The organism is Streptomyces rubellomurinus (assembly GCF_000961885.1).
Classification (GTDB): Bacteria; Actinomycetota; Actinomycetes; order Streptomycetales; family Streptomycetaceae; genus Kitasatospora; species Kitasatospora rubellomurina.
This window is the reverse complement of sequence record NZ_JZKH01000009.1, coordinates 23284-48034: the sequence shown is the minus strand read 5'-3', so window position 1 is coordinate 48034 and position 24751 is coordinate 23284. Positions and strand designations below refer to the sequence as shown.

Sequence of the window (24751 nt, the reverse complement as noted above, 5' to 3'; positions counted from 1 at the left end):
GACGGCCATCGTGACCTCGGACACCCCACTCACCGCCGAGCAGATCCTGATCGCCGCGGAGGACGTCTTCCGGCGGTTCGGCCCCGCCAAGGCCACCGTCGTGGACGTCGCCCGCAGCCTCGGGGTCAGCCACAGCAGCGTCTACCGCCACTTCCCGAGCAAGACCGCGCTGCGCGAGGCGGTCAACCAGCGCTGGCTCGACCAGGCGAACCGGCAGCTGAAGGTCATCTCCACCGACGAAGGCCTCGGCACCGCCTCCGAACGGCTGCACAGCTGGCTGACGACGCTCTTCGCCACCAAGCGGAAGAAGGCGCTCGACGACCCCGAGCTGTTCGCCACCTACCAGGTGCTGACGGACGAGAACAGCGGCCTGGTCGAGGAGCACATCGAGACCCTGATCGGCCAGATCGCCGAGATCATCCACGTCGGTGTGGACGCGAAGGAGTTCAAGCTCACCCACATCCAGAACACCGCCCGCGCGGTCTTCGACGCCACCGCCCCCTTCCACGACCCGGCCTACGCGGCCACCTGGTCCGACCCGAAGGCGGACGACCGCTTCGACGCCGTCTGGAAGCTCGTCATCGGCGGGCTGCAGGCAGCCAGGTGACCGGCCGCTGACCGCACGGGCGCGAACGGGCCGCCGCACGGGCGCGGGCGGGACGGCCGGGGAGAAACCCGGTCGACCCGGCCGCGCCCGTCCGGCATGCTTCCGCACACAGTTGATCTCACTTGGAGGATGACATGCGTGCGGCCGACCCGGTCCTGGACAGCCTGCAGGGACTCGCCCTGGGCGACGCCTTCGGCGACCGCTGGTTCTCGGTCCCGCCCGACGAGGCGCCGGCCGCCCTCGCGGCGCGCCTCGCCCGTCCCGCACCCTGGCACTGGACCGACGACACAGCGATGGCGCTCGTCCTCGTCCGGCACCTGACCGAGCACGGCGAGGTCCGACAGGACGTGCTGGCCCGGGAGTTCGCCGCCGAGTACACCCGCGAGTACCAGCGCAAGTACGGCCCCTCGATGCACCGGGTCCTGCGCGCGATCGCCGCCGGCGAGGACTGGCGGGCGGTCACCTCCGGCCAGTTCGAGGGCCAGGGCTCGTACGGCAACGGCGCGGCCATGCGAGTGGCCCCGCTCGGCGCCTGGTTCGCCGACGACCTGGCGCAGGCGGCCCGGCAGGCCGAACTCCAGGCGCTCACCACGCACTTCCACCCGGAGGCGGTGGCCGGCGCGGTGGCGGTGGCGCTCGCGGCCGCCCTGGCCGTCCGCTGCCGTGGCGAAGTCCCGCCCAGCCGCTCCGAGTTGCTGGCCGAGATCGCGGGACGGCTGCCGGCGGGCGACGTCCGCTCCGGCCTGCGGATCGCCGCCCGGATGCCCGCGCACACCAGCGTGCGGCACGCCGCGAACGTACTCGGCTCGGGGCTGATGATCTCCGCCCCGGACACCGTGCCGTTCGCCCTCTGGTCCGCCGCCGGGCACCTGGACTCGCTGCCCGAAGCGCTCTGGCACACCCTGGAGGGCTGGGGCGACAAGGACACCACCTGTGCCATCGCGGGCGGGGTGGTCGCCGCCCGCACCGGGACGGCCGACGTCCCGGCCGCCTGGCTCGCCGCCCGCGAGGCCCTGCCGGACTGGGTGGACGGGGCCGCGCACTCCCACTGACGGCCGTGGGGCTGCGGCTTGCGCCGCCGTCGTGGCAGCGGCGAACAACTGACAGCGAACAACGAACAACCGACGGATAACAGCGAACAGATAACAGATGTTGAAATCTGTCATCTGTTCGCTGTTATCCGTTCGCTGCCACCTCCCCGCCCCTCGCCCCCCTCGTCCGCCACGCCAGCACCGTGTACACCACGGCGGCGCCCGCGAAGCCGACCGCCCAGCCGTAGTCGGCCAGCGGCTTGAGGAACGGGATGATCCCGTCCACCGGGAACGGGCCCTGCTTGACGCCTTGCGCGTCGACGGCGGAGTGCGAGCCGCCGACCGCCAGCACACCGCCGATGAGGAGTGCCGCGACGGCCCGCCAGTTCCAGCCGCCGGCGTACCAATAGGCGCCACCCGGGCGGTACAGCTCGGCGAGCAGCAGCCGGGTGCCGCGCAGCAGCCAGTAGTCGGCGATCAGGACCCCGGCGACCGTCCCGAGCAGGCCGCCGACCACGCCGAGCCAGGTGAAGATGTAGACGTGCGGGTCGGCGATCAGCCGCCACGGGAAGATCACGATCCCGACCACGCCCGTGATCAGCGCCCCCGTACGGAAGTTGACCAGGCGGGGCAGCAGGTTGGCCAGGTCGTAGGCCGGCGAGACGACGTTGGCGGCGATGTTCACCGACAGCGTCGCGACCAGGACGGTCAGCAGCGCGAACAGGATGCCGACCGGGTTCTCCATCTTCGCGGCGAGCTGGATCGGGTCCCACACCGGAGCGCCGTAGACCGCCTGCGAGCCCGAGGTGACGAGCACCGACAGCAGCGCGAACAGCGTCATCGTGGTCGGCAGGCCGAGCGCCTGGCCACGGATCTGGGCCCGCTGGCTGCCACCGAAGCGGGTGAAGTCGGGGATGTTGAGCGACAGCGTCGACCAGAACCCGATCATGCCCATCAGCGCCGGGAAGAAGACCTTCCAGAAGCCGGATCCCCAGCCCAGCGCGGACGGTTGGGACAGCAGCGGCCCGAACCCGCCCGCCTTGACGGTGATCCACACCAGCAGTGCGAGCGCGCCCGCGATCACGAACGGCGCCGCCCAGTTCTCGAAGCGCCGCAGCGCCTCCATGCCCCGGGCGATGATGACCATCTCGATCAGCCAGAACACCAGGAAGGACAGCCACTGCGTCCACGGGTAGCCGGCCACCTCGGCCGCCTCGCGCCAGGACCGGCCGAGCAGCTTGCCCGCCAGCAGGTAGATGCCCTCGCCGCCGATCCAGGTCTGGATGCCGAACCAGGCGCAGGCGACCCCTGCGCGGACGAGGGCCGGCAGGTTGGCGCCGCGAAGCCCGAACGCGGCCCGGGCGAAGACGGGGAACGGGATGCCGTACTTGGTCCCCGCGTGCCCGCTGAGCAGCATCGGCACCAGGACGATCAGGTTGGCCAGGGCGATGGTCAGCACCGCCTGCTTCCAGTCCATGCCGAGCGCGACCAGGCCCGAAGCGAGCGTCCACGAAGGGATGTTGTGGGCCATGCCGACCCAGAGGGCGAGGAAGTTGTACGTCGTCCAGGTGCGCCGCGCCACCGGCACCGGGCGCAGGTCGTCGTTGGTGAAGCCGTTGGGTGGCAACTCCTCGATGGACGGGTCGAGTTCGACCCGTCCATCGGGGTGCCGGCGTTGTCCGCCGCCGCTCGCCGCGGTCTCCGCCATGGCAACTCCCTTCTGCTGCGACTGAGGTCATGCGATGGGTAGCGGTCCGGGAAACCGAACGAGAAGGAGAAGGGAGGAAGGAGCAGGGAGAAGGGGAGCGGGGCCGGCTGTGGGCTACAGCCGGGGAATGACGTCCGTCCCGTACGCGTCGATGGTGGCCTCGATCGCGTCGTGCATCGCGTAGACGGCGAACTGGTCGACGCCGAGCGAGCGGAGCTCTTCCAGGCGGGCGAGTTGGGCCTGCGGCGGTCCGATCAGGCAGAAGCGGTCGACGATCTCGTCCGGGACGAAGGCGGTGTCCGGGTTGTCGGCGCGCCCGTGGTGGCTGTAGTCGTAGCCCTGGCGTTCCTTGATGTAGTCGGTGAGGGCGTCGGGGACGAGGTCGGAGTGCTCGCCGTAGTGGCTGACGAGGTCGGCGACGTGGTTGCCGACCATGCCGCCGAACCAGCGGCACTGCTCGCGGGCGTGGGCGAGCGCGGCGGGCGAGTCGTCGGCGGTCACGTAGGCGGGTGCGGCGACGCAGATGGTGACGGAGTCGGGGTCGCGTCCGGCCTCGGCGGCGGCCGCGCGGACCGCCTTCACCATGAACTCGGTGAGGTAGGGGTCGGCCAACTGCAGGATGAATCCGTCCGCTTGACGGCCGGTCAGTGCGAGTGCCCTGGGCCCGTACGCGCCCATCCAGATCGGCAGCTCGGCGCCCGGGCCCACCCACGGCAGGTGCATCTCGGTGCCGTCCACCTCGACGGTCCGGCCCTCGGCCAACTCCTTGACGGCGTGCATGGCTTGGGAGAGCCGGGCGAGGGTGGCCGGGCGGCGGCCGGCGACGCGCATCGCGGAGTCGCCGCGACCGATGCCACAGACGGTGCGGTTGCCGTACATGTCGTTGAGCGTGGCGAACAGGGAGGCGGTGACCTCCCAGGTGCGGGTGGAGGGGTTGGTGACCATCGGGCCGACGACCAGTCGCTCGGTCTCGGCGAGGATGCGACTGTAGATGACGAAGGGCTCCTGCCACAGCACGCAGGAGTCGAAGGTCCAGCCGTGGCTGAACCCGGCCCGTTCGGCGCGGATCATCCGGTCGATGAGCAGGCGCGCGGGCGGGTCGGTCTGCAGGACGAGGCCGATGTCCATGGGTACGGCTCCAGGAACGAGGAGGGGGCCGCCCGGGATGCCACGCCCCGGGCGGCGGAACGGAATTGCGGAACAGCGGTACGGCCGAACGGCCGGTACAGCTGGTACAGCCGAGCGGCCGGAACAGGCCGAACAGCCGGAACGGCGGAGCTTCGGAACGACAGGGTGGTCAGACCAGGTACTGGCAGGTGTCCCGGCGCAGGAAGGTGCCGTGCCCGGCCCGGCCGCGCCAGTCGCCGCCGTCCAGCACGACGGTGCCGCGGGAGAGCACCGTCCGTACGCGCCCGGTGAGTTGGCGCCCCTCGTAGGCCGAGTAGTCGACGTTCATGTGGTGGGTGGCGGCGGAGACGGTCTGGACGGCGGTCGGGTCGTAGACGACGAGGTCGGCGTCCGCGCCCGGCGCGATGGTGCCCTTGCGCGGGTGCAGGCCGAACATCCGGGCCGGGGTGGTGCAGGCGATCTCGACCCAGCGGCGCCGGGTGATCCGTCCGTCCACCACGGCCTGGTGCAGCAGGTCCATCCGGTTCTCCACGCCCGGAAGGCCGTTGGGGATCTTCGAGAAGTCACCGCGGCCCAGTTCCTTCTGCCCGGTGAAGCAGAAAGGGCAGTGGTCGGTGGAGACCACCTGGAGGTCGTTGGTGCGCAGCCCGCGCCAGAGCGCGTCCTGGTGTTCGCGGGGCCGAAGTGGCGTGCTGCACACGTACTTGGCGCCTTCGAAGCCGTCCGCGCCCTCTTCGGCGAGGTTGTCGGTGGAGAGGAAGAGGTACTGCGGGCAGGTCTCGCCGAAGACGTTGAGGCCGGCGTCGCGGGCCTCGGCGATTTCGGCGAGGGCGGACGCGGCGGAGACGTGCACGACGTAGAGCGGGCTGCCGGCGACCTGGGCGAGCCGGATCGCCCGGTGGGTAGCCTCGGCCTCCAGCAACTCCCGCCGCACCTCGCCGTGGTAGCGGGGGGCGGTGCGTCCGGCGGCGAGGGCCTGCTCGACCAGGACGTCGATGGCGATGCCGTTCTCGGCGTGCATCATGGTCAGGGCGCCGTTGGCGGCGCCGCGTTGCATGGCGCGCAGGATGCGGCCGTCGTCGCTGTAGAAGACGCCGGGGTAGGCCATGAAGAGCTTGAAGGAGGTGGACTCGCCGGAGTCGACGAGGGTGTCCATCTCCTTCAGGACGCTGTCGTTGACGTCGGAGACGATGGTGTGGAAGGCGTAGTCGATGGCGCAGTTGCCGTCCGCCTTGGCGTGCCAGGCGTCGAGGCCCTCGCGCAGGGTGCCGCCGACCGGCTGGACGGCGAAGTCGACGATGGTGGTGGTGCCGCCCCAGGCGGCGGCGCGGGTGCCGGTCTCGAAGGTGTCGGAGGCGGCGGTGCCGCCGAACGGCAGTTCCATGTGGGTGTGGGCGTCGACGCCGCCCGGGATGACGTAGTGGCCAGTGGCGTCGATGACGGTGTCGGCGGTCCAGGCCTCGGCGGCGGCGCTGCCGGTGGCGGCGAGGGCGACGATGCGTTCGCCCTCGATCAGGACGTCGGCGTGGAGTTCGTCGGTGGCGGTGATGACGAGGCCGCCGCGGACGACGGTGCGCCGCTGCGGGTCGCGAAGGAGTGGGTCGCGAAGGTGCGGGTCGCGGACGTGCGGGTCGCGAAGGTGCGGGTCGCGGACGTGCGGGTCGCGAAGGTGCGGGTCGCGGGTGGTCATCGCGCTGCTCCTCAGGCCTCGCCGAGCGGTCCGTAGGCGTCGGGCCGGCGGTCCCGGTAGAACGCCCACTGCTGGCGGACCTGTTCGATCAGGTCGAGGTCGAGGTCGCGGACGACGAGTTCCTCCTCCTTGTCGGAGGCGACGTCGCCGACGAACTGGCCGCGCGGGTCGACGAAGTAGGAGGTGCCGTAGAAGTCGTTGTCGCCGTACTCCTCGGTGCCGACGCGGTTGATCGCGGCGACGTAGTACTCGTTGGCGACGGCGGCGGCGGGCTGTTCGAGCTGCCAGAGGTAGGCGGACAGGCCGCGGCTGGTGGCGGAGGGGTTGTAGACGATCTGCGCGCCGGCCAGGCCGAGGGCGCGCCAGCCCTCGGGGAAGTGGCGGTCGTAGCAGATGTAGACGCCGACCTTGCCGACCGCGGTGTCGAAGACGGGCCAGCCGAGGTTGCCGGGCTTGAAGTAGTACTTCTCCCAGAAGCCCTTGACCTGCGGGATGTGGTGCTTGCGGTACTTGCCGAGGTAGCTGCCGTCCGCGTCGATCACGGCCGCGGTGTTGTAGTAGACGCCGGTCTGCTCCTCCTCGTAGACCGGGAGGACCATCACCAGTCCCAGCTCGCGGGCGAGTTCGCGCATCCGGCGCACGGTCGGGCCGTCCGGGACGGCCTCGGCCCAGCGGTAGTGCTCGGGCTCCTGGACCTGACAGAAGTACGGGGCATTGAAGACCTCCTGGAAGCCGATGATCTGCGCGCCCTGGGCGGCGGCCTCACGGGCGTACCGCTCGTGGAGGGCGATCATGCTCTCCTGGTCACCGGTCCAGCGGGTCTGGACGAGCGCGGCACGGACGATCTGCGACATGGGTACCTCCGCAACTCCGTGGCCCGGCGGTGCGGTCGGGCCAGCGGTCTGAGGGTTGACGGGGCGGGTCTCGCCTGCGGGTCCCCGGGGGGAACCGCAGGTGTCTACGTGCGTAGAAAGCGATCTGTAGACGGTAGGCCGGGCCTCGGTGGCCTGACAATACGTTGACGGCAACGTGTCCGGGGCGATCTTGTGGCGCGGACACGCGGGTAGGCGTGGGTGGGATGAAACGGTCATCTACCCCGGGAGTGGGCTCCTTACTCATACGGGACGGCGGGGCCCGGCCGGGCGCAGGAGGACCCGGGAGGACCCGGAAGGACCCGGGAGGACACGCGCGGGCCGACTGCGGCCGGTCCGGCTTGACTTCGTCCGCTCCGCTCGGAAAGGATCCGACGCATGGACACCAGCACCACTCTGGTCTGCCGCCTGCACGTCGATCTGCGACGCCAGGCGAGTTCCATCTGTGCCTGTTGACCTAGCCCTTCCCGCCGGTCCCGCCCTGTGACGCCTGCCAGGGCCCGCGCCGCGCACCCGCTCCCGCAGTTTTGACCCGTCGCCCTTCCGCGTCCTGCGCGCCCCGCCGTACCCCGTCGTACCTCCGGGTGCCCGGGCGTACCGCCGCAGGCCGGTCCGGGCGCACCCTGCCGACGTTCCCGCCGCACCCGAGGACGCCCCGATGAGCCCGAGCAGCACAGCACCGGCCGCACCGGCCGCCGTACCCGCCGAATCCGCTGGACCCGCCGACCCCTCCCACCTCGCCGACCTCTCCCACCTCGCCGATCCCGCCGACGCCACGGCCGGCGCCCGTACGCCGCTCAGCCCGAGCGCCCTGCGGACGGTCGTCCGCGAGCTGGCCGAGCGCCCCGAGCAGTGGATCCACCACGTCCGGCTCTCCACCGAGGAGCGCTGGTACCGGCGTCTGGCGGCCGACGACGACCACGAGGTGTGGCTGATCAGCTGGCTGCCCGGCCAGTCGACCGGCTTCCACGACCACGGCGGCTCGCGCGGCGCTTTCGCCGTCGCGCTCGGCGAGCTGGAGGAGCTGTCCCTGGGCGGGCCCGACCAGGGGCTGCTGATCCGCCGGATCCCGGCCGGCACCGCCCGCGCCTTCGGGCCCGAGTACGTGCACGACGTGCGCAACACCGCTGTCGGCCCGGCCGTCACCCTGCACGCCTACTCGCCGCCGCTCAGCTCCATGGCGCACTACGACCTGCGGGCCGGTGGGCTCGTTCGCACCTCCGAGGAAGGACCGGAACAGTGGTGACGACGATCGACGACCTGGTGGAGCGCGCCCGCGAGGGCGTCCACCGTCCGCGCGCCCGGGAGGCCTACCAGGCCCGGCTGGACGGCGCGCTGCTGGTGGACATCCGTCCGGCGGCGCAGCGTGCGGCGGAGGGGGAGATCCCGGGAGCGCTGATCATCGAGCGCAACGTCCTGGAGTGGCGGCTGGATCCGACCGGTTCCCACCGCATCCCGGAGGCGCGGGGCTACGACGTGGAGGTGATCGTGGTGTGCTCGGAGGGCTACGCCTCCAGTCTTGCCGCCGCCTCGCTGCGCGAGCTGGGCCTGCACCGGGCGACGGACCTGGACGGCGGGTTCGTCGGCTGGGCGGCCGCCGGCCTGCCGACGCGTCAGGGCGGCCGGGGCTCGGCGGACGAGCCTCGGCAGGAGTCCTAGCGCCGACAGGAGTGGAATCTCCGACAGGCTGGGCTGCATCCGGCCCAGCCTGTAGCGTGAACAGATCGGCTATCACCGGCAAAGTAGGCTAGCACTGACAGCACCGGAGGTCGCCGCCAGCCCCGGTGGCACCGACAGGCTCGGCACCACCCGGCAGGCTCGGGAGCGCCCGGCAGGCCCGGCAGCCCCGCGACCCCGGCCAAGCCGGCGACCCGGCCGGTGCCGGTGACCTGCTCGAACACCGGACGGGCGGCGGCAGCCCGCCGCCTTCCGGATGGTGACCGAGCGACAGAAGATGACGCAGGTCATAGTCTGATCGGAGTTTCCGCCGGTCCGAAGCTGGGCAGCCACGCGGGCGGAAGAACGCCCAGGCAGCTGATCCGACGAGCGCCAGCGCGACGACGGCGGCCCGCCAAGGCCACCACCGCCCGTCGCCCACCGCCCGTCGACAAGCCGCCGCCGACCGAACGACCGACCAGGCGCCGCCTCCCCGGGGCGCCCTGACGAGGAAACACCCTGTGATCAGATTCGAGGGCGCCGGCAAGCGCCACCCCGACGGCACCATCGCCGTCGAGGGCCTGGACCTGGAGGTCCCGACCGGACGCACGACCGTCCTGGTCGGGCCGTCCGGCTGCGGCAAGACCACCCTGCTGCGCATGGTCAACCGGATGGTCGAGCCCACCTCCGGCCGGGTCCTGCTGGACGGCACCGACGTCGCCGAGCTGGAGCCCGCCAAGCTGCGGCGCGGCATCGGCTACGTGATCCAGCAGGCCGGCCTCTTCCCGCACCGCCGGGTGATCGACAACATCGCCACCGTCCCCCGCCTGCTCGGCTGGGACCGCAAGCGGGCCCGCGCCCGGGCCGCCGAACTGCTCGAACTGGTCGGCCTCGCGCCCGACCTCGCCAAGCGGTACCCGTTCCAGCTGTCCGGCGGCCAGCAGCAGCGGGTCGGCGTGGCACGCGCCCTGGCGGCCGATCCGCCGGTGCTGCTGATGGACGAGCCGTTCAGCGCGGTGGACCCGGTGGTGCGCGCCGGGCTCCAGGACGAGTTGCTGCGGCTGCAGTCCGAGCTCCACAAGACGGTGCTGTTCGTCACCCACGACATCGAGGAGGCCGTCCGGCTCGGCGACCAGGTGGTGGTACTGCGCGAGCACGGGAAGATAGCCCAACTCGCCGACCCGCACACCCTGTTGACCGCTCCCGCCGACGACGGCGTGGCCGCCTTCCTCGGCCGCGACCGGGGCCTGCGCGGTCTCGGCCTGCGGCCCGCGAGCGCCGTCGTCCTGCGCCCGGTCGACGCCGGACTCCGGTACGGGAACTGGGAGTTGGCCCTGGACGACGGGCGCCGACCGATCGGCTGGATCGACCGCGCTGCCGCCAGCGCCGATTTGCACCCCGCCGCCGGATTCCGGCCGGAGGCCGACACGCTGCGCACCGCGCTCGACGCGGCGGTCCTCTCCCCCGCCGGGGTCGCCGTCGCCCTGGACGCGGACGGACGCGCCACCGGCACCGCGAGCCGGGAGGCCGTCCTCGCGGCGCTCCCAGCGCTCCCAGCACCCTCGGCGCTCCCGGCACCGGCCGTGGACGGCGCGGACGGAGCGGACAGAGCGGACGGCGTACCGCTGCGCAAGGACGGCGCCCCGGGCACACCGACCGTCAGCCAAACCGACAGCCGAGCCGACAGCCGAACGGACGGTGCCGCCGGTGGACGATGAACCGATCGTCCGCTGGTACTGGATCGGCGACCACCTCGGCTACCTCGGCCACCTGCTCGCCGACCACGCCCTGCTCGCCCTGCCCCCCGTGCTGATCGGCCTGCTGATCGCGCTCCCGCTCGGCCTGGCCTGCAGCCGCTTCCCCCGGCTCTACCAGCCGCTGTCCGCCGTCCTGAACGTCGTCTACGCGGTGCCGTCGCTGGCCGTCTTCGTGGTGCTGATCCCGTACACCGGGCTCGCCACCGAGGCCAGCGTGATGGTCCCGCTCACCTTCTACGCGCTCGCCGTCCTGCTGCCGACCACCGTGGACGGCCTGCGTGCCGTCCCGGAGGCCGTCCGGCAGGCCGCGACCGCCATGGGGTACGGGCCGTGGCGCCGGCTGGCCGCGGTCGAGCTGCCGGCCGCCGTGCCGTACCTGGTCGCCGGCCTGCGGGTGGCGGCGGTGGCCAGCATCTCGCTGGCCAGCGTCGGCGCGCTGATCGGGCGCGGCGGCCTGGGCTACCTGTTCATCGACGGCTTCCAGCGCACCTTCCCGACCCCGATCGTGGCGGGCATCGTGCTGATCGCCGCCCTGGCCCTGGTCGTCGACCTGGTGCTGGTGGGCGCCCGGCGGCTGCTCGCGCCGTGGGCCGTCCGGGAGAAGGGGGCGGGCTCGTGAACTGGCTGACCTGGCTGTCCGACTTCTTCTCCGACCCGGAGCAGCACAGCGGCCCGAACTCGATCGCGCACCGGGTCTGGGAGCACCTGCTGTTCTCGGGCGAGGCCCTGCTGTACGCGACGGTGCTGGCCGTCCCGCTCGGGCTGCTGATCGGCTACACCGGGCGCGGCGTCACGGCAGTGACGGCGTTCGCGGGCGCCGCCCGCGCGCTGCCGACCCTCGGGCTGGTGACGCTGACGGTGCTGCTCGCCGGGGTGAACGACACCGCCGCGCTGGTGCCGCTGGTGGCACTGGCCGCGCCGCCGCTGCTGGTGGCCGCCGTCGAGGGGGTGCGCGGCACCGACCCGGACGTGCGGGACGCGGCGCGCGGTGTCGGGCTGACCCACCCGCAGGTGCTGTGGCAGGTGTGCCTGCCGTCCGCCGCCCCGACGCTGCTGGCCGGGTTCCGCACCGCGACCGTCCAGGTGATCGCGACGGCCACAGTGGCCGCCTACGTCGGGCTGGGCGGGCTCGGCCGCTACGTCATCGACGGGCTGGCGACACGCCGGTACGCGGTGACGGCGGGCGGCGCGCTGCTGGTGGTGCTGCTCGCGGTGGGCGCCCAGTTGCTGTTCTCCCTGCTCTCCCGGTACGCGCTCCCGCCCGGGGCGCGACCCGGCCGCCGGGGCCGCTGAACGCCTTCGCTCCTCCTGCCTTTCGCTTCTCCTGCCCTCCTCTCCTCTCTTCTCCTGCTCTCCTCTCCTCTCCGGAAGGACATCTGTCACCATGTCGACGATCAACAGAACCCGTCGCGCCGCCGTCCTGGGCACGCTCGCCGCGCTCGCCCTCGGCGCCACCGCCTGCGGCTCCTCCGGCGGCGACCCGCTCGGCGGCAGTTCGAGCGCCCCGGCCGCCGGCGGAGCGTCCGCGAGCGGCACAGCGGCGGGCTCTGGGGGCTCCGGCGGCTCGGGCTCGACGGTGGTCGTCGGCTCGGCGAACTTCCCCGAGAACGTCCTGCTCGGCTCGATCTACTCGCAGGCGCTCAAGGCCAAGGGCGTCAAGGTCGAGGAGAAGTTCAACATCGGCAGCCGCGAGGTGCTGTACGGGCAGCTGCAGAGCGGCAACCTGACCGTGCTGCCCGAGTACAACGGCGCGCTGCTCGCTTACCTGGACGCCAAGGCGACGGCCGTCACCACGCAGGACGTGAACGCGGCGCTGGCCAAGGCGCTGCCCGCCTCGCTGGCGGTGCTGGACTCCTCGCCCGCCGAGGACAAGGACTCGCTCAGCGTCACCCAGGAGACCGCCGACAAGTACGGGCTGAAGAGCATCGCCGACCTGACGGCCAAGGCGGGCGAGTTCACCATCGGCGGGCCGCCGGAGTTCAAGTCCCGCCGCGAGCAGCAGTTCAAGGACGTCTACGGGCTGACGTTCAAGGAGTGGAAGCCGACCGGCGACACGACGGCGAACGCGCTGAAGGACGGCGGCGTGCAGGTCGGCAACGTGTTCACCACCGACCCGAAGATCGTCCAGTTCAAGCTGGTTCCGCTGGCCGACCCGAAGAACGTCTTCGGCGCGCAGAACGTCACGCCGCTGGTCAACAAGGCGGGGCTGGACGCCACCGCGACGGCCGCGCTCAACGCGGTGTCGGCCAAGCTGGACACGGCGGGGCTGACGGCGTTGATGAAGCGGGTGGCGGTGGACAAGGAGGACCCGTCGACGGTGGCCAAGGACTGGCTGAAGTCCAACGGCCTCGGCTGACCCCGACCGCACTCCGGGCCGGGAGGGGGGCGGGGACGGGCGGCGGCCCGCCCCCGCCCCTCCCGGCCCCCGCCCCTTTCGGCCTCTCCCTTTCCGCACCTTGCCGCGTCGCCCTGCCGCCGGCCTGTCGCTGCCGCACTGGTGCCACCCCTGCTGCTCCTCCTGCTGCCGCCCCGGGGACCTTCCCTTCGGCGCCGCGAACATGACAGGGTGGCGCCATGCGCACTCGACTCCTCGCCGCCACCCTCACGGCATTCGCCGCGGTGAGCCTCGCCGCCTGCTCCAGCTCCGGCTCGGGCTCCGGCTCCGCCACGGCCGCGGCGGGCTCCCCCACCCCCGCCGCCACGACCGCCGCTTCCGGCGGCCCGGCCTCCGGCGCCGCCGCCCCCACGGCCGGTTCGACGGACCCCGCCCCGTCCGCCCCCGCCCCGGCGGACGGCGCCACCCCGGGGGCCTCCGCGCCCGCCAAGCCCGCGGCCCCGGCCGACGCCGGCCTGCCCGGCAAGCCGGACGCCGACCGGACCGCGAAGCTGGTCGCCGCGCTGAACGCGATCGACCCGGGGATCGTCGGCGGCAAGCCCGACCAGGCCGTGGACCGGGCACGCAACCAGTGCCAGTCGATGTACCAGTTCCCCAAGGACACCGCGAAGTTGGTCGACCTGGCGAACCAGCGCTTCACCTCCCCCGAGCACCCGCAGGGCTTCGGACCGGAGACCGCCGCGAAGATCAACGACGCGCTGCGCACCACGCTCTGCCCGCCGTCCCGCTAGCCCGCCCCGCTGGCCGTCCCGCCAGACCCGCACCCGCCCCACCCTGATCCGCCCGGCTTCCTGAGCGCCGGGCGGCCGCGGCCGCGCCCCGTCACCGGGTGCGCGGTCGCGGCGTTTCCCGAACCTTCCGGGCCCCGGCGATCTCCCGCAAGCGGCTGGGCCGGGGCGGTGCGCTGACGAACAGTAAGGACTCTTGACAGAGAAGTGGTCTAGTCCAAACATAGGCATGTCGATCCGACCGGGATGCACTGTGGGGGTGTGACCACCGGCGGCTGAGGCACTGCCCTGCCCTGCCCTGCCCTGTTCCGCTCCACCCCCGCCCCGTCCGGCATGCGCGCGTCCGCAGCGCCGCCGCCGCTCCGACGCCCCTGCCGCTCCATCCCCTTTGCCGTACCGAACCGCTCGCTGCGCCGAGCCCACCCACCACCCCGCGAACTCCCGGCACCGCGAACTCGCCGACGCCCCAACACCATCCCCCACCACGTTCGTTGGAGAACCGATGCGTCTACGCAGAACCATCCAGGCGGCCCTGACGGCCTGCGCCACCCTGGCCGCCTCGGCCGGCCTGGTCGCCGCCGGCACCGGTACCGCCCAGGCCGCGACCCCGCTCCCCAGCCGGGTCTTCGCGCCCTACTTCGAGTCCTGGACGGGGCAGAGCCCCGCCACGCTCGCCGCCCAGTCCGGCGCCAAGTACCTGACGATGGCCTTCCTGCAGGCCGCCACCAAGGGCTCCTGCACCCCGTACTGGAACGGCGACACCTCCAAGCCCGTCGCCTCCTCCACCTTCGGTGCCGACATCGCCACGATCCGGGCCAACGGCGGGGACGTGATCCCCTCGTTCGGCGGCTACACCGCCGACAACACCGGCACCGAACTCGCGGACAGCTGCACCGACGTCAACCAGATCGCGGCCGCCTACCAGAACCTGATCACCACCTACGACATCAGCCGGATCGACCTCGACATCGAGGACAACTCGCTGACCAACACCGCCGGCATCGACCGCCGCAACAAGGCGATCAAGCAGGTGCAGGACTGGGCCGCCGCCAACGGGCGCAACGTCCAGTTCTCCTACACCCTGCCGACCACCACCGGCGGGCTCGCCGACAACGGTCTCGCGGTGCTGCGCAACGCGGTCAGCAACAAGGCGCGGATCGACGTCGTCAACATGATGACCTTCGACTACTACGACAACGCCGCCCACGACATGGCGGCCGACACCCAGACCTCCGCGCAGGGCCTCTACAACCAGCTCGCCACCCTCTACCCGGCCAAGTCCCCCGCCCAGCTGTGGGGTTCGATCGGGATCATCGAGATGCCCGGCATCGACGACTTCGGCGCGGCCGAGACCTTCACCGTGGCCAACGCGACCACCGTGTACAACTGGGCGGTGTCCAAGGGCATCAACACGCTGTCCTTCTGGGCCCTGCAGCGGGACAACGGCGGCTGCCCGGGCAAGGGCGGCGACGACTCCTGCTCCGGAATCGCGCAGAACACCTGGGACTTCACCCACATCTTCGCGCCGTTCACCGGCGGCTCGACGGTCACCAACGACTTCTCCGTCGCGTTCAACCCCAACTCTGCGACTGTCAAGGCTGGTTCGTCCACCTCCGCGGCCATCTCGACGGCGGTGACGGCGGGTTCGGCGCAGAGCGTCAGCCTGTCGGTCAGCGGCGCACCGGCGGGCGTCACCGCCACCGTCACCCCCGGCACCGTCACCGCGGGCGGCAGCGCCACGCTCAACATCACCACCACCTCGGCCGTGGCGCCCGGCAGTTACCCGCTGACGGTCACCGGAAGCGCGGCCTCCGGCAGCCACACCGGCGTCTTCACGCTGACCGTCACGGGCACCCAGCCCGGCAACGACTTCTCGGTCGCGGTGAACCCCAACTCCGGCACGGTGGCGGCCGGTTCGTCCGCCACGGCGGCCATCTCGACGGCGGTCACCGGCGGTTCGGCGCAGAGCCTGAACCTGTCGGTCAGCGGCGCACCGGCGGGCGTCACCGCCACCGTCACCCCCGGCACCGTCACCGCGGGCGGCAGCGCCACGCTCAACATCACCACCAACTCGGCCGCCACGGCGGGCACCTATCCGCTCACCGTGACCGCGACCGCGCCGTCCGGCACCCACACCGCGACCTACTCGCTGACCGTCACCGGGGCCACCCCGCCGCCGACCGGCCTGGTCAACGGCGGCCTGGAGACCGGCAACCTCGCCCCGTGGACCTGCCAGAGCGGCGGCGCGGTCGTCAGCACCCCGGTGCACTCCGGCTCCTACGCCCTGCAGGCCGCGGCGGACGCCGGCCAGACCGGCGAGTGCTCGCAGACCGTCACCCTCAAGCCCAACACCGGCTACACGCTGAGCGGCTGGGTGCAGGGCAACTACGCGTACCTCGGCGTCAGCGGCGGTGCGACCGCCAGCACCTGGGCCAACGCCTCCGGCTGGACCAAGCTGACCGTCCCGTTCACCACCGGCGCCTCCGGCACCGTCACCGTGTACCTGCACGGCTGGTACGGCCAGGGGAACGTGTACGGCGACGACTTCTCGATCGCCTGACGGCCGACCGCTGACAGCCGATCGCCGACTGCGAGCGGCGGACGGATCACAGCGGACGGATAACAGATAACAGATAACAGCCGACAGATTTCAACATCTGTCGGCTGTTATCTGTTTGTTGTCAGTTGTTCGCTGTTCGTTGTTCGTTGTTCGCCGTCCACCGTGCTCCGTCAGGCCTCCGCCGTCCGCATCTGCGCCGGCCGGCACAGCGCGAGGTAGGTCGCCGTCGCCAGCAGCCCGCAGACCAGCACCACGGCGGCCAGCAGCACCGCGGACGGCTGACCGCCCAGGCTGCTCAGCGGCGCCACCACCGCGCCGGCGAGGAAGTTGCCGGTGCCGAGCAGTGCCGCCGCCGTACCGGCCGTCTGCGGCTCGACCAGGCTGAGCGCCTCCGCGGCGGTGTTCGGCAGCAGCACCCCCAGGCTGCCCATCAGCACGAACAGCGGCAGGCAGAACCCGATCAGCCCGAGGTCCCACAGCCGCGTCCCCAGCACCAGGGCCGCCCCCGCCGCGACCGCCGCGCCGAGCCCGCCCAGCACCAGGGCCCGCGACGTGAAGCGGCGCGCCAGCACCCGCCCGTTCAGCTGCGTCATCACGACGATCGCCACCGAGTTCAGCCCGAACAGCAGGCTGTAGGTCTGCGGCGACACCCGGAACACGTGCTGGAGCACCGTCGACGACCCGCTGATGTACCCGAACAGCGCCCCGTAGGCGAAACTGCTGGTCAGCGCCAGCCCCAGGAACGGCAGGTCGCGCAGCAGCCGCCCCATCGTCTGCAGCGTCGCCCCGATCCCGCCGCGGTCCCGGGCCCCGGCGGGCAGCGTCTCGCGCAGCGCTCCGAACGCGCCGAGGGTGAGCAGCAGCCCGAGCGCGGTCAGCGCGCCGAAGGTGCCGCGCCACGAGGTGACGCGCAGCAGCTGCGCCCCGACGATCGGCGCGAGGATCGGCGCCAGTCCGGAGATGAGGGTGATCGAGGCGAGGAAGCGCAGCATCGCGACGCCCTTGAACCGGTCCCGGGCGACGGCCCGTCCGATGACCAGTCCGGCCGACCCGGCCACGCCCTGGACGAAGCGGCCGGCGATCAGCACCGGCAGGCTCGGCGCGAGCGCGCAGAGCACGCTGGCGAGGGTGAACAGGACCATTCCGGCGAGCAGGGGCGGGCGGCGACCGAAGCGGTCGCTGAGCGGCCCGAAGAGCAGCTGTCCGGCCGCGACCCCGAACATCGAGAAGGTGAGGGTGAGCTGGACGGCCGCCGGTTGGGCGGCCAGGTCGTCCGCGATGGCGGGCAGGCCCGGCAGGTAGAGGTCCGTGGTGAGCGGGCCGAGTGCGGCGAGGCCGCCGAGGACGACGACGGTGGCCAGGCCGGTGGCGGCCGGGTCACCGGAGCCGGGCTCGGCGGCCTCGGCGGCGGGGGCGGTGTGGGGGTCGGTGGGGGTGTCGCCGGCGGGTCCGGCGGCGCCGGCGGTCGGGCCGGGCATGGTTCTCCTATCGGACGGGGAGCGGGGCGGGGTGAGGTTTGTTCACGCCCCGTCCTACCGCAGCCCGGCCGGGTTGCGACAGGAGGGGGTCCGGTCGCACGGCGACGGCCCGCCCGCACCGGGAGGTGCGGGCGGGCCGGACGGACCCCTCGGCCGGGCCGCTCAGCGCTTGGCGGGGTGCTCGGCGCGCAGGGCCGCCTGCACCGCGGCGCCGTCCTGCCAGGCGTAGAGCTGGTTGCCGTGGAGCGAGACGTTGTAGTGCCCGCAGGTGCCGGTGGCCTTGGCGCCGACGTCCTGCGGGAACCAGCCGGCCTTGAGGGAGACCGGCACCGGGTGCAGGCCCTTGCCGGGCACGCCGTTGGTGCAGCCGGCGGGCAGCCGGCCCTCGGGGAGGGTGGCGCGCAGCAGGCGGTCGTCGCCGGTGGTGGACATCAGGTACTTGACCGAGGAGGCGTTGTCGGGCAGCCAACCCGGCATGGAGCGGCGGTCGGACTTGGCCTGCACGCCGGTGTCGTACGAGGACTGCTCCTGGTGGCGTCCGTCGTACCAGTCGGACACGCGCGGGCCGATTGCCACGGCGGCCACGGCGACGGCCATGCCGGTGCCCGCGACTCCCAGTGCGACCTTGCTCACGATGCCCTTCATGCCCGTCTGCCCTCTCCGTGCGGCCCCGTGTGGGTGGACCGGTGTGGTGTGTCCGTGTGTGGTGTGTCCGTGGTGCCGGTGGCGCCCGCTTCCGCGTCCGCCCGAACGTACCGCCGTTCCGGCCGGTGCGGTACGCCGTCCGGGTGTACCCATCGTCTCGTGCGGCGTCCTCGCCGGGCGTCACCACCAGGTCGCGGTTGCGCCTCCGACCCACGGGGTGCGGTCTCCACCTTCAGGCGTACGTCCCCGGGTCCGGCGGGGTGGGTACGGTCCCGATCGAGCGTCGCGCAGACCCGGCCCGGCCGCAGCCCGGCCTGCTGCACCTGGGCGCATCGGTGGACGGGCGGCCGGGGGGGGCGAGGCCCCGTCAGGGCGCTGCGGAGGCCGGGGCGTCGGGGCGTCGGGCCGCTGTCGCCGGTCCGTCAGACCGTGGCCGGCACTGTCTCCGGCGCCGTCTGCGGCACCGTCGCCGGCACGGGTCGGGCGAGCGGGAAGGGCCGGCCGTCGAGTGTCCAGTGCGGGTCGATCGGGCGCAGCAGCGAGGCGTACACCTGGGCGGCGACGTCGGGGTGGCGGATCTCGCCGGTCGGCGGGCCGGCCGGGATGTCGTGCCCGGCGCAGGCGACCCAGGCGGTGCGCTCCTCGGCGGTGCGGCCGCCGTGGCCGCCGGCGTCGACGTGTCCGTGGTCGGTGACGACGATGACGGTCCACTGCTCGTCCGCGTAGGTGGCGCGGCCGCGGACGGCGTCGAGGAGGCGGCCGAGGCGTTCGTCGGCGGTGCGCATGGAGGCGCGGTACTCCTCGCCGCAGCCGAGGAAGTGGGCGGTCTCGTCGACGGCGCCGAGGTAGACGAAGGAGGCCTCGGGGTCGGCGGTGCCGAGGACGTGGACGGCCTCGCGGGTGACCTCCTCGTCGACGGTCTCCCAGGCTTCGGGGGTGTCCTCGGCGGGGGCTATGTAGGAGAGCCGGCCGGGGGCGCGGAAGAGCGGGCCGCCGGACTCGTTGATCATCAGCGGGTCCCAGCCGGCGGCGACGAAGGTGCGGCGGCGGTCGCCGCGGTTGAGGCGGGTGGCGAAGTCGGGGAAGACGTCGAGCCGGTTGCCGGCCAGGTGGTTGCCCCAGACGCCGTGCTTGGCGGGCTCGACGCCGGTCACGATGGTGGCCCAGCAGGGGCCGGACATGGTGGGCACGGAGTCCGCGACGGTGACCGGCACCAGGAACCCGGCCTCGGCGACTTCCTGGAGGCGCGGCATCGGCACCTCGGCCAGGTAGTCGTGGCGGACGCCGTCGATGCCGACGACGAGCACGCGGGGGCGGGGCCACTGGGCAGCGGTCATGGCGAGGGGGTTCCTTTCGGTCGTACACACCCGGCCGCGCCCGCCGAGGCGCCGCCGACCGCGCCATGCTTCACCGCCCGCCGTACCGTCCGGCGTCGGCCCGTGGAACGGGGGGTGTCCGGCGGGTGTCGGGCGGACGTGTCGGCCGGGTAGAGGCCGGGTAGAGGCCGGCCGGGCCCGGCGGGACTGGCGTCGCCCGGCGGGCCCCGGCGTCACCCGGCGGGCGGGCGGCGGACGAAACAGCGGTCGGCCTCGGCGAGGTCGGCGGCCGGGCCGGCGGCGCGCAGCACGACGTCCAGGACGCGCTCGGGGTCGGCGGCGTAGCAGTGCGCGAACCACGGCAGGTTGGCCTCGACGACGGCCCAGTGCTCGACCGGGTCGTACGGGTCGGCGATCGGGCCGACGTCGAGGGCGACGGCGCCGGGCAGGGTGTCGCCGAGCGCGTCGAGCAGGCGGCGGGCGAAGGCGGTGGCGTCGGCGGTCAGCGGTGCCGGGTCGAGCCGGCCGAAGCGGGCGTAGCGGCTTCCGGTGCGTACCTCGCCGTCGAGGACGAACAGGCGGTACTCGGCGGCGAAGGTCACCGGTTCGCTGACCAGGACGGGCGTGTCGGGGCCGATCCGGTCGCCGGTGCGCGGCAGCCGCGAGCCGTCCGGGTAGACGGCGGGCGGGATCGACTTGTCGGCGGGCGGTTTGACGAACGCCGGGTGGCGCAGCGTCCAGGCGTCGGCGAGGGTGGTGAGTTCGATCCGGCGGCGGGTGAACTCATGGGGCAGTCGGGCGAGCCAGTCGTCGTCGGGCTCGAGGAGGGCGAGGCCGAGCGGGGCGGCGATGCGGGCGGCGGCGAGCGGCCCGCCGTACCAGTGGACGGGCCGCCCGGCGAGGTGCCCGACGGTGGCCGGGCCGTCGAGGACGGCGGTGGCGAGGCCGCGGCGGGCGGCGGCTTCGGTGAGCAGCGCGGTGGTGCTGGTGGGCTGGGCGGAGGTGAGCAGGACGCGCTGCGGCGCGGCCGGGGCCGTCACGGCTGGGCCTGTCACGACTGGGGCCGGAATTCGTGGACGACCTCGATCCGGCCGACGATGTGCCGGTTGAACTCGCCCAACTCCTCGGCAGGCACCCACAGTTCGAGGATGGTTCGGCCGCCGGCCTGCTGTACGGGGTAGCGGGCGAGGAAGGCGGTGTCGGCCTCGAAGCGGGTGACGTAGCCGACGCCGGAGGCGGGCACGTTCCAGTCCCGGGCGATCCTGATCGCGTAGTCCTCGTTCAGGACGGGGTAGAAGATCGGCTGCTCGGGCAGGCGGGGCGGCCAGGCGCGCCAGTCGGCGGCCTCGACCAGCGCCAGCTCCTGCGGGCCGGTGGGGCGCCAGAGGGTGGTGGTCGGGGGCGTCTGCGCGGTCCGGTCGCTCTTCATGACAGGGGACGGTAGCCGGGCCGCGGCGGGCCCGGCTACCGGATTTCCGCTGGTCGACGGGGGTCGACGGGAGTGGACGGGGTGGACCGGCCGGACCGGCCGGACCGGGACCGGCGGACGCGGACAGGCCGTCAGCGGTAGGCGGACTCGCCGGTGATGGCCTCGCCGAGGATCAGGGTGTGGATCTCGCTGGTGCCCTCGTAGGTGAGCACCGACTCCAGGTTGTTGGCGTGCCGCAGCACCGGGTACTCGGTGGTGATGCCGTTGGCGCCGAGGACGGTCCGGGCGCTGCGGGCGACCTCCAGCGCGGTGCGGACGTTGTTGAGCTTGCCGAAGCTGATGTGCTGCGGGCGGGCGGCGCCCTCCTCCTTGAGGCGGCCGATCCGCAGGGCCACCAGGTAGGCCTTCTCGACCTCCAGCATCATCTCGACCAGCTTCTGCTGGGTGAGCTGGAAGCCCGCGATCGGGCGGTCGAACTGGATCCGGCTCTTGGCGTAGTCGAGGGCGGCGGTGTAGCAGTCGCGGGCGGCGCCGACGGTGCCCCAGAGGATGCCGTAGCGGGCCTCGTTGAGGGAGGACAGCGGCCCGCGCAGGCCGGTGACGCCGGGGAGCACGGCGTCGGCGGGCAGGACGACCTCGTCGAAGGCGAGTTCGCTGGTGACGGAGGCGCGCAGGGAGAGCTTGCCGTGCACGTCGGTGGCGGTCAGGCCGGGGGTGCCGCGCTCGACCAGGAAGCCGCGCACGCCCTCCTCGGTCTGCGCCCAGACGACGGCGACGTCGGCGATGCTGCCGTTGGTGATCCACATCTTGCTGCCGGACAGCACCCAGTCGCCGCGCTCGCCGCCCTTGCGGACGGCGCGGGTGCGCATGTTGGCCGGGTCGGAGCCGAAGTCCGGCTCGGTGAGGCCGAAGCAGCCGATCAGCTCGCCGGCGGCCATGCCGGGCAGCCAGCGCTGCTTCTGCTCCTCGGAGCCGTAGGCGTGGATCGAGCGCATCGCGAGCGAGCCCTGGACGGAGACGAAGCTGCGCAGGCCGGAGTCGGCCGCCTCGAGCTCCATGCAGGCGACGCCGTACGCGACCGCCCCGGCGCCCGCGCAGCCGTAGCCGTCGAGGTGCATGCCGAGCACGCCGAGGGCACCGAGCTCGGGGGCGAGCTCGCGCACCGGGACGGTGCCGTGCTCGAACCAGTCGCCGATGTGGGGGCGGATCCGCTCCTCGGTGAACCTGCGGACGGTGTCGCGGATCAGCCGCTCCTCGTCGGAGAGGAGGTCGCCCACGGCGAGCAGGTCGGCGGGGTCGATCCGGGTCGGCTTCGTCATCGAAGCTCCTTGTAGTCTCGGCGGAATGCTCGGCGTTCGACTGGGGTCCGAGTACCGGCGAGTATCGCGCACGCGGCCGGGGGTCGGGCGGGCACGAGCGCGTGAGGAAAACGACACGGGGACACCGGGACGCGGGGAGGCGGGACATGACGCGGCGCTGGGCACTGGTCGTCGAGGAGGTGGTGGGCGTGGGCAGGGACCGGACTTGGGGCCACCAGGTGCTCGCCGAGGTCGTGGGCACGCGCGAAAAGGCCGTCGAGGAGCTGAGGCGGATCGCCCCGACGTTCACCCCGCAGCACCCGATGAGCCCCCGGCACCAGATGCTGCTCCGGGACGGGGACACCTTCCTGCTGATCTCCCGGGGGAGCATGCGCGACTACCACTGCGTGTTCCGGGTGTGGGAGCTGCTGTGGGACAGCAAGCGGCCCGAGGTGCAGGCGGACGGGAACAGCTGACGGCGAACGAATTACAGCGAACAGATAACAGATTTCAACATCTGTTATCTGTTCGCTGAAAGTTGTCAGTTGTTCGTTGTTCGCGGGCCGCCGGCCGCGAGTCGCGGGTCGCCGTTCGCGCCCCGCCGGCCGACGCCGCCGTCACCCCACCCCGCACAGCCGCAGCAGCGCCGCCGTCGCCGCGCCGGCGACGACCACCAGGGGGAACGGCGCCCGGCGCAGCGCGAGCACCCCCGCGACCAGGACGCCCGCCGGGCGGGCCCAGCCGGCGAAGCCGTGCCCCTGCGTGAGGGCGCCGGTCGCCACCAGGGCGACCAGCAGCACCGCGGCCGCGACGGCCAGCAGGTGCCGCAGCCGCTCCGAGAGGGCGAGGCGGTGGCCGAGCAGCGGCCCGGCCAGGCGGAACGCGTAGGTCCCGGCGGCCAGCAGCAGGACGGCGTAGAGCGGCATCATCGGACGGCCTCCTTCGACACGGGCTCCTCCGCGGCCGGGTCGGCCACCTCCGGTCCGGCCGCCCCGCCGGCCGGCCGTCCCGCGAACAGCAGCCCGACCAGGGCCAGCAGCACCGGCAGTCCGGCCGGGAGGTAGGGCGTCGCCGCGACGGCGGCAACCGCGCCCACCAGGGCGGCAGTTCGGGTGCGGCGGTCGGTCAGCGAGGGCAGCACGAGGGCGAGCAGCACGGCGGGGAAGGCCGCGTCCAGGCCCAGCGCGTCGGTGTCGCCGATCATTCCGCCCGCGAGCGCCCCGAGCAGCACAGCGACGTTCCACACCACGAAGAGGGCGATCCCGCAGGTCCAGAACACGGCGCGGCGCCGCCGCCCGTCGTCCTGTTGCAGCACGAACGCGGCGGACTCGTCGGTGATCAGCTGCGCGCCGATCAGCCTCCGCCACCAGGGGCCTTGGAGCACGTCGGCGACGGTGAAGCCGAAGGGCAGCAGCCGGGCGTTGAGCACCAGCCCGGTGGCGACGGCCGCGAGCGCGCCGCCGCCGGAGAGCACCACGCCGACCGCGGCGAACTGCGAGCCGCCGGCGAAGACGAGCACCGACATGGCGAGCGGCACCCACAGGGGCAGGCCGCCGGAGACGCTGATCGCGCCGAAGGAGGCGCCGACGAGCGCGTCGGCGAGGCAGACCAGGGCGATGTCACGGAGAGTGGCATGCTCCAGGGTTCGAAGGAGCGAACGCATGTCCATTAGAGTGAACCCCTCGGGGCGGTTCGTCAAGCCGAACGAGGAGACCGGCAGACCGAACGGCGAGGCGCTCTCGACGGCCGTGGCAGCATGAACGCCACCAGCAGTCGGAGCGGGAGCCCGAAGGAAGCGTGAGCGGCGATCATGACTGACCCCCTGACCACCCCACCCACCGGCCCCGCGGACACCGGCGGTCCCATCGGCGGTCCCACCGGTACCGAGCTGATCGGCCAGATCGCCGCCTCGATCCGGCGCGAGCGCGAACGCAGCGGGCTGTCGATGGCCGAGCTCGCCCGGCGCGCGGGCATCGCCAAGTCCACGCTCTCCCAACTGGAGTCCGGCGCCGGCAACCCCAGCGTGGAGACGCTCTGGGCGCTCGGCGTCGCACTGAACGTGCCGTTCAGCCGGCTGGTCGACCCACCGCGCCCGACGGTCAAGGTGATCCGGGTCGGCGAGGGCCCGGTGACCCACTCCGAACGCGCCGACTACGCGGCCACCGTGCTGTCGTCCTGCCCGCCGAACGCCCGGCGCGACATCTACCGGATCGAGGCGCAGCCGGGCGAGACGCGGGCCTCCGACCCGCACATGCCCGGCACCGTCGAGCACGTGATGATCGGGAACGGCCGGGCGCTGGTCGGCCCGTCCGCGGAGCCGGTCGAGCTCGGCCCGGGCGACTACATCAGCTACCCGGGCGACGCCCCGCACGTGTTCCGCGCGCTGGCTCCGGACACCCTCGCGGTGATCGTGATGGAGCACATCTGACGGTTCGTCACATGACGGACGCCGG

25 protein-coding genes are annotated in these 24751 nt (G+C 73.0%); 13 read left to right on the top strand and 12 right to left on the bottom strand.

What is annotated here, in order from left to right; all coding sequences use genetic code 11:
* Positions 1 to 10 precede the first annotated feature (10 nt).
* Both VM95_RS06905 and VM95_RS06900 read left to right on the top strand, forming a co-directional pair.
* Complete coding sequence (locus VM95_RS06905; RefSeq protein WP_045693139.1) at positions 11 to 607, top strand: TetR/AcrR family transcriptional regulator; 597 nt, start codon at positions 11 to 13, stop codon at positions 605 to 607.
* Positions 608 to 741: 134 nt separating this feature from the next.
* Positions 742 to 1659, top strand: coding sequence for an ADP-ribosylglycohydrolase family protein (locus VM95_RS06900; RefSeq protein ID WP_045693138.1), 918 nt, complete (start codon positions 742 to 744; stop codon positions 1657 to 1659).
* A gap of 124 nt (positions 1660 to 1783) precedes the next feature.
* Here VM95_RS06900 and VM95_RS06895 read toward each other — a convergent pair whose 3' ends face one another.
* From VM95_RS06895 to VM95_RS06880, 4 genes are all read right to left on the bottom strand, one after another.
* Complete coding sequence (locus tag VM95_RS06895; protein WP_045693137.1) at positions 1784 to 3346, bottom strand: NCS1 family nucleobase:cation symporter-1; 1563 nt, start codon at positions 3344 to 3346, stop codon at positions 1784 to 1786.
* Between the two features lie 114 nt (positions 3347 to 3460).
* Positions 3461 to 4474 (bottom strand): TIGR03842 family LLM class F420-dependent oxidoreductase, encoded by a 1014-nt coding sequence (locus VM95_RS06890; RefSeq protein ID WP_045693136.1) that lies wholly within the window; start codon positions 4472 to 4474, stop codon positions 3461 to 3463.
* Positions 4475 to 4643: 169 nt separating this feature from the next.
* A complete protein-coding gene (gene hydA / locus VM95_RS06885; protein ID WP_078859651.1) occupies positions 4644 to 6164 on the bottom strand; it encodes a dihydropyrimidinase in 1521 nt (506 codons plus the stop codon).
* Positions 6165 to 6175: 11 nt separating this feature from the next.
* On the bottom strand, positions 6176 to 7018 hold the full coding sequence (locus tag VM95_RS06880) for a nitrilase-related carbon-nitrogen hydrolase (protein WP_045693135.1): 843 nt from the start codon (positions 7016 to 7018) through the stop codon (positions 6176 to 6178).
* 396 nt (positions 7019 to 7414) lie between these two features.
* On the opposite strand from VM95_RS06880, the gene VM95_RS45570 reads away from it, so the two are divergent.
* From VM95_RS45570 to VM95_RS06835, 9 genes are all read left to right on the top strand, one after another.
* Positions 7415 to 7492: a putative leader peptide gene (locus VM95_RS45570; RefSeq protein ID WP_425265287.1), complete on the top strand. Its 78-nt coding sequence runs from the start codon at positions 7415 to 7417 to the stop codon at positions 7490 to 7492.
* A gap of 202 nt (positions 7493 to 7694) precedes the next feature.
* Positions 7695 to 8282: a cysteine dioxygenase gene (locus tag VM95_RS06875; protein WP_078859650.1), complete on the top strand. Its 588-nt coding sequence runs from the start codon at positions 7695 to 7697 to the stop codon at positions 8280 to 8282.
* The gene (locus VM95_RS06870; protein ID WP_045693134.1) at positions 8276 to 8695 is read left to right on the top strand and encodes a rhodanese-like domain-containing protein; all 420 of its coding nucleotides are present in this window, start codon (positions 8276 to 8278) and stop codon (positions 8693 to 8695) included. Before VM95_RS06875 ends, VM95_RS06870 begins: the two co-directional genes overlap by 7 nt.
* Before the next feature lie 518 nt (positions 8696 to 9213).
* Complete coding sequence (locus tag VM95_RS06865; protein ID WP_078859649.1) at positions 9214 to 10410, top strand: ABC transporter ATP-binding protein; 1197 nt, start codon at positions 9214 to 9216, stop codon at positions 10408 to 10410.
* Positions 10400 to 11068, top strand: coding sequence for an ABC transporter permease (locus tag VM95_RS06860; protein WP_045693199.1), 669 nt, complete (start codon positions 10400 to 10402; stop codon positions 11066 to 11068). Before VM95_RS06865 ends, VM95_RS06860 begins: the two co-directional genes overlap by 11 nt.
* Entirely contained in the window at positions 11065 to 11742 is a 678-nt protein-coding gene (locus VM95_RS06855; RefSeq protein ID WP_045693133.1) for an ABC transporter permease, read from the top strand. The genes VM95_RS06860 and VM95_RS06855 overlap by 4 nt, the downstream gene beginning before the upstream one ends.
* Positions 11743 to 11833: 91 nt before the next feature.
* Positions 11834 to 12805, top strand: coding sequence for an ABC transporter substrate-binding protein (locus VM95_RS06850; protein ID WP_045693132.1), 972 nt, complete (start codon positions 11834 to 11836; stop codon positions 12803 to 12805).
* A 218-nt stretch (positions 12806 to 13023) separates the two neighbouring features.
* The gene (locus VM95_RS43590) at positions 13024 to 13575 is read left to right on the top strand and encodes a hypothetical protein (RefSeq protein WP_052706622.1); all 552 of its coding nucleotides are present in this window, start codon (positions 13024 to 13026) and stop codon (positions 13573 to 13575) included.
* Positions 13576 to 14074: 499 nt separating this feature from the next.
* Positions 14075 to 16132, top strand: a complete 2058-nt coding sequence (locus VM95_RS06835; protein WP_045693131.1) for a glycosyl hydrolase family 18 protein — start codon at positions 14075 to 14077, stop codon at positions 16130 to 16132.
* Between the two features lie 170 nt (positions 16133 to 16302).
* On the opposite strand, the gene VM95_RS06830 is transcribed toward VM95_RS06835, so the two are convergent.
* The 6 genes from VM95_RS06830 to VM95_RS06805 form a co-directional block, all read right to left on the bottom strand.
* On the bottom strand, positions 16303 to 17610 hold the full coding sequence (locus tag VM95_RS06830) for a multidrug effflux MFS transporter (protein WP_045693130.1): 1308 nt from the start codon (positions 17608 to 17610) through the stop codon (positions 16303 to 16305).
* 162 nt (positions 17611 to 17772) lie between these two features.
* Positions 17773 to 18243 carry a hypothetical protein gene (locus VM95_RS06825; RefSeq protein WP_244178654.1) on the bottom strand — a complete coding sequence of 157 codons (471 nt, stop codon included), beginning with the start codon at positions 18241 to 18243 and terminating at the stop codon, positions 17773 to 17775.
* A gap of 434 nt (positions 18244 to 18677) precedes the next feature.
* Complete coding sequence (locus tag VM95_RS06820; protein ID WP_045693128.1) at positions 18678 to 19592, bottom strand: alkaline phosphatase family protein; 915 nt, start codon at positions 19590 to 19592, stop codon at positions 18678 to 18680.
* 212 nt (positions 19593 to 19804) lie between these two features.
* Positions 19805 to 20581 carry an ATP-grasp domain-containing protein gene (locus VM95_RS06815; RefSeq protein ID WP_208615418.1) on the bottom strand — a complete coding sequence of 259 codons (777 nt, stop codon included), beginning with the start codon at positions 20579 to 20581 and terminating at the stop codon, positions 19805 to 19807.
* A 41-nt stretch (positions 20582 to 20622) separates the two neighbouring features.
* Positions 20623 to 21000 carry a hypothetical protein gene (locus VM95_RS06810; protein ID WP_045693126.1) on the bottom strand — a complete coding sequence of 126 codons (378 nt, stop codon included), beginning with the start codon at positions 20998 to 21000 and terminating at the stop codon, positions 20623 to 20625.
* A gap of 131 nt (positions 21001 to 21131) precedes the next feature.
* On the bottom strand, positions 21132 to 22319 hold the full coding sequence (locus VM95_RS06805) for an acyl-CoA dehydrogenase family protein (RefSeq protein WP_045693125.1): 1188 nt from the start codon (positions 22317 to 22319) through the stop codon (positions 21132 to 21134).
* A 146-nt stretch (positions 22320 to 22465) separates the two neighbouring features.
* Between VM95_RS06805 and VM95_RS06800 the strand changes: the two genes are divergently transcribed.
* Positions 22466 to 22774, top strand: coding sequence for a hypothetical protein (locus tag VM95_RS06800; RefSeq protein ID WP_052707180.1), 309 nt, complete (start codon positions 22466 to 22468; stop codon positions 22772 to 22774).
* A 141-nt stretch (positions 22775 to 22915) separates the two neighbouring features.
* Here the strand turns inward: VM95_RS06800 and VM95_RS06795 are convergent, their stop codons facing one another.
* Positions 22916 to 23224, bottom strand: coding sequence for an AzlD domain-containing protein (locus VM95_RS06795; protein WP_107072872.1), 309 nt, complete (start codon positions 23222 to 23224; stop codon positions 22916 to 22918).
* Entirely contained in the window at positions 23224 to 23961 is a 738-nt protein-coding gene (locus VM95_RS06790; protein ID WP_045693195.1) for an AzlC family ABC transporter permease, read from the bottom strand. Before VM95_RS06790 ends, VM95_RS06795 begins: the two co-directional genes overlap by 1 nt.
* A gap of 147 nt (positions 23962 to 24108) precedes the next feature.
* Between VM95_RS06790 and VM95_RS06785 the strand changes: the two genes are divergently transcribed.
* Entirely contained in the window at positions 24109 to 24726 is a 618-nt protein-coding gene (locus VM95_RS06785; protein WP_078859648.1) for a helix-turn-helix domain-containing protein, read from the top strand.
* Positions 24727 to 24751 lie beyond the last annotated feature (25 nt).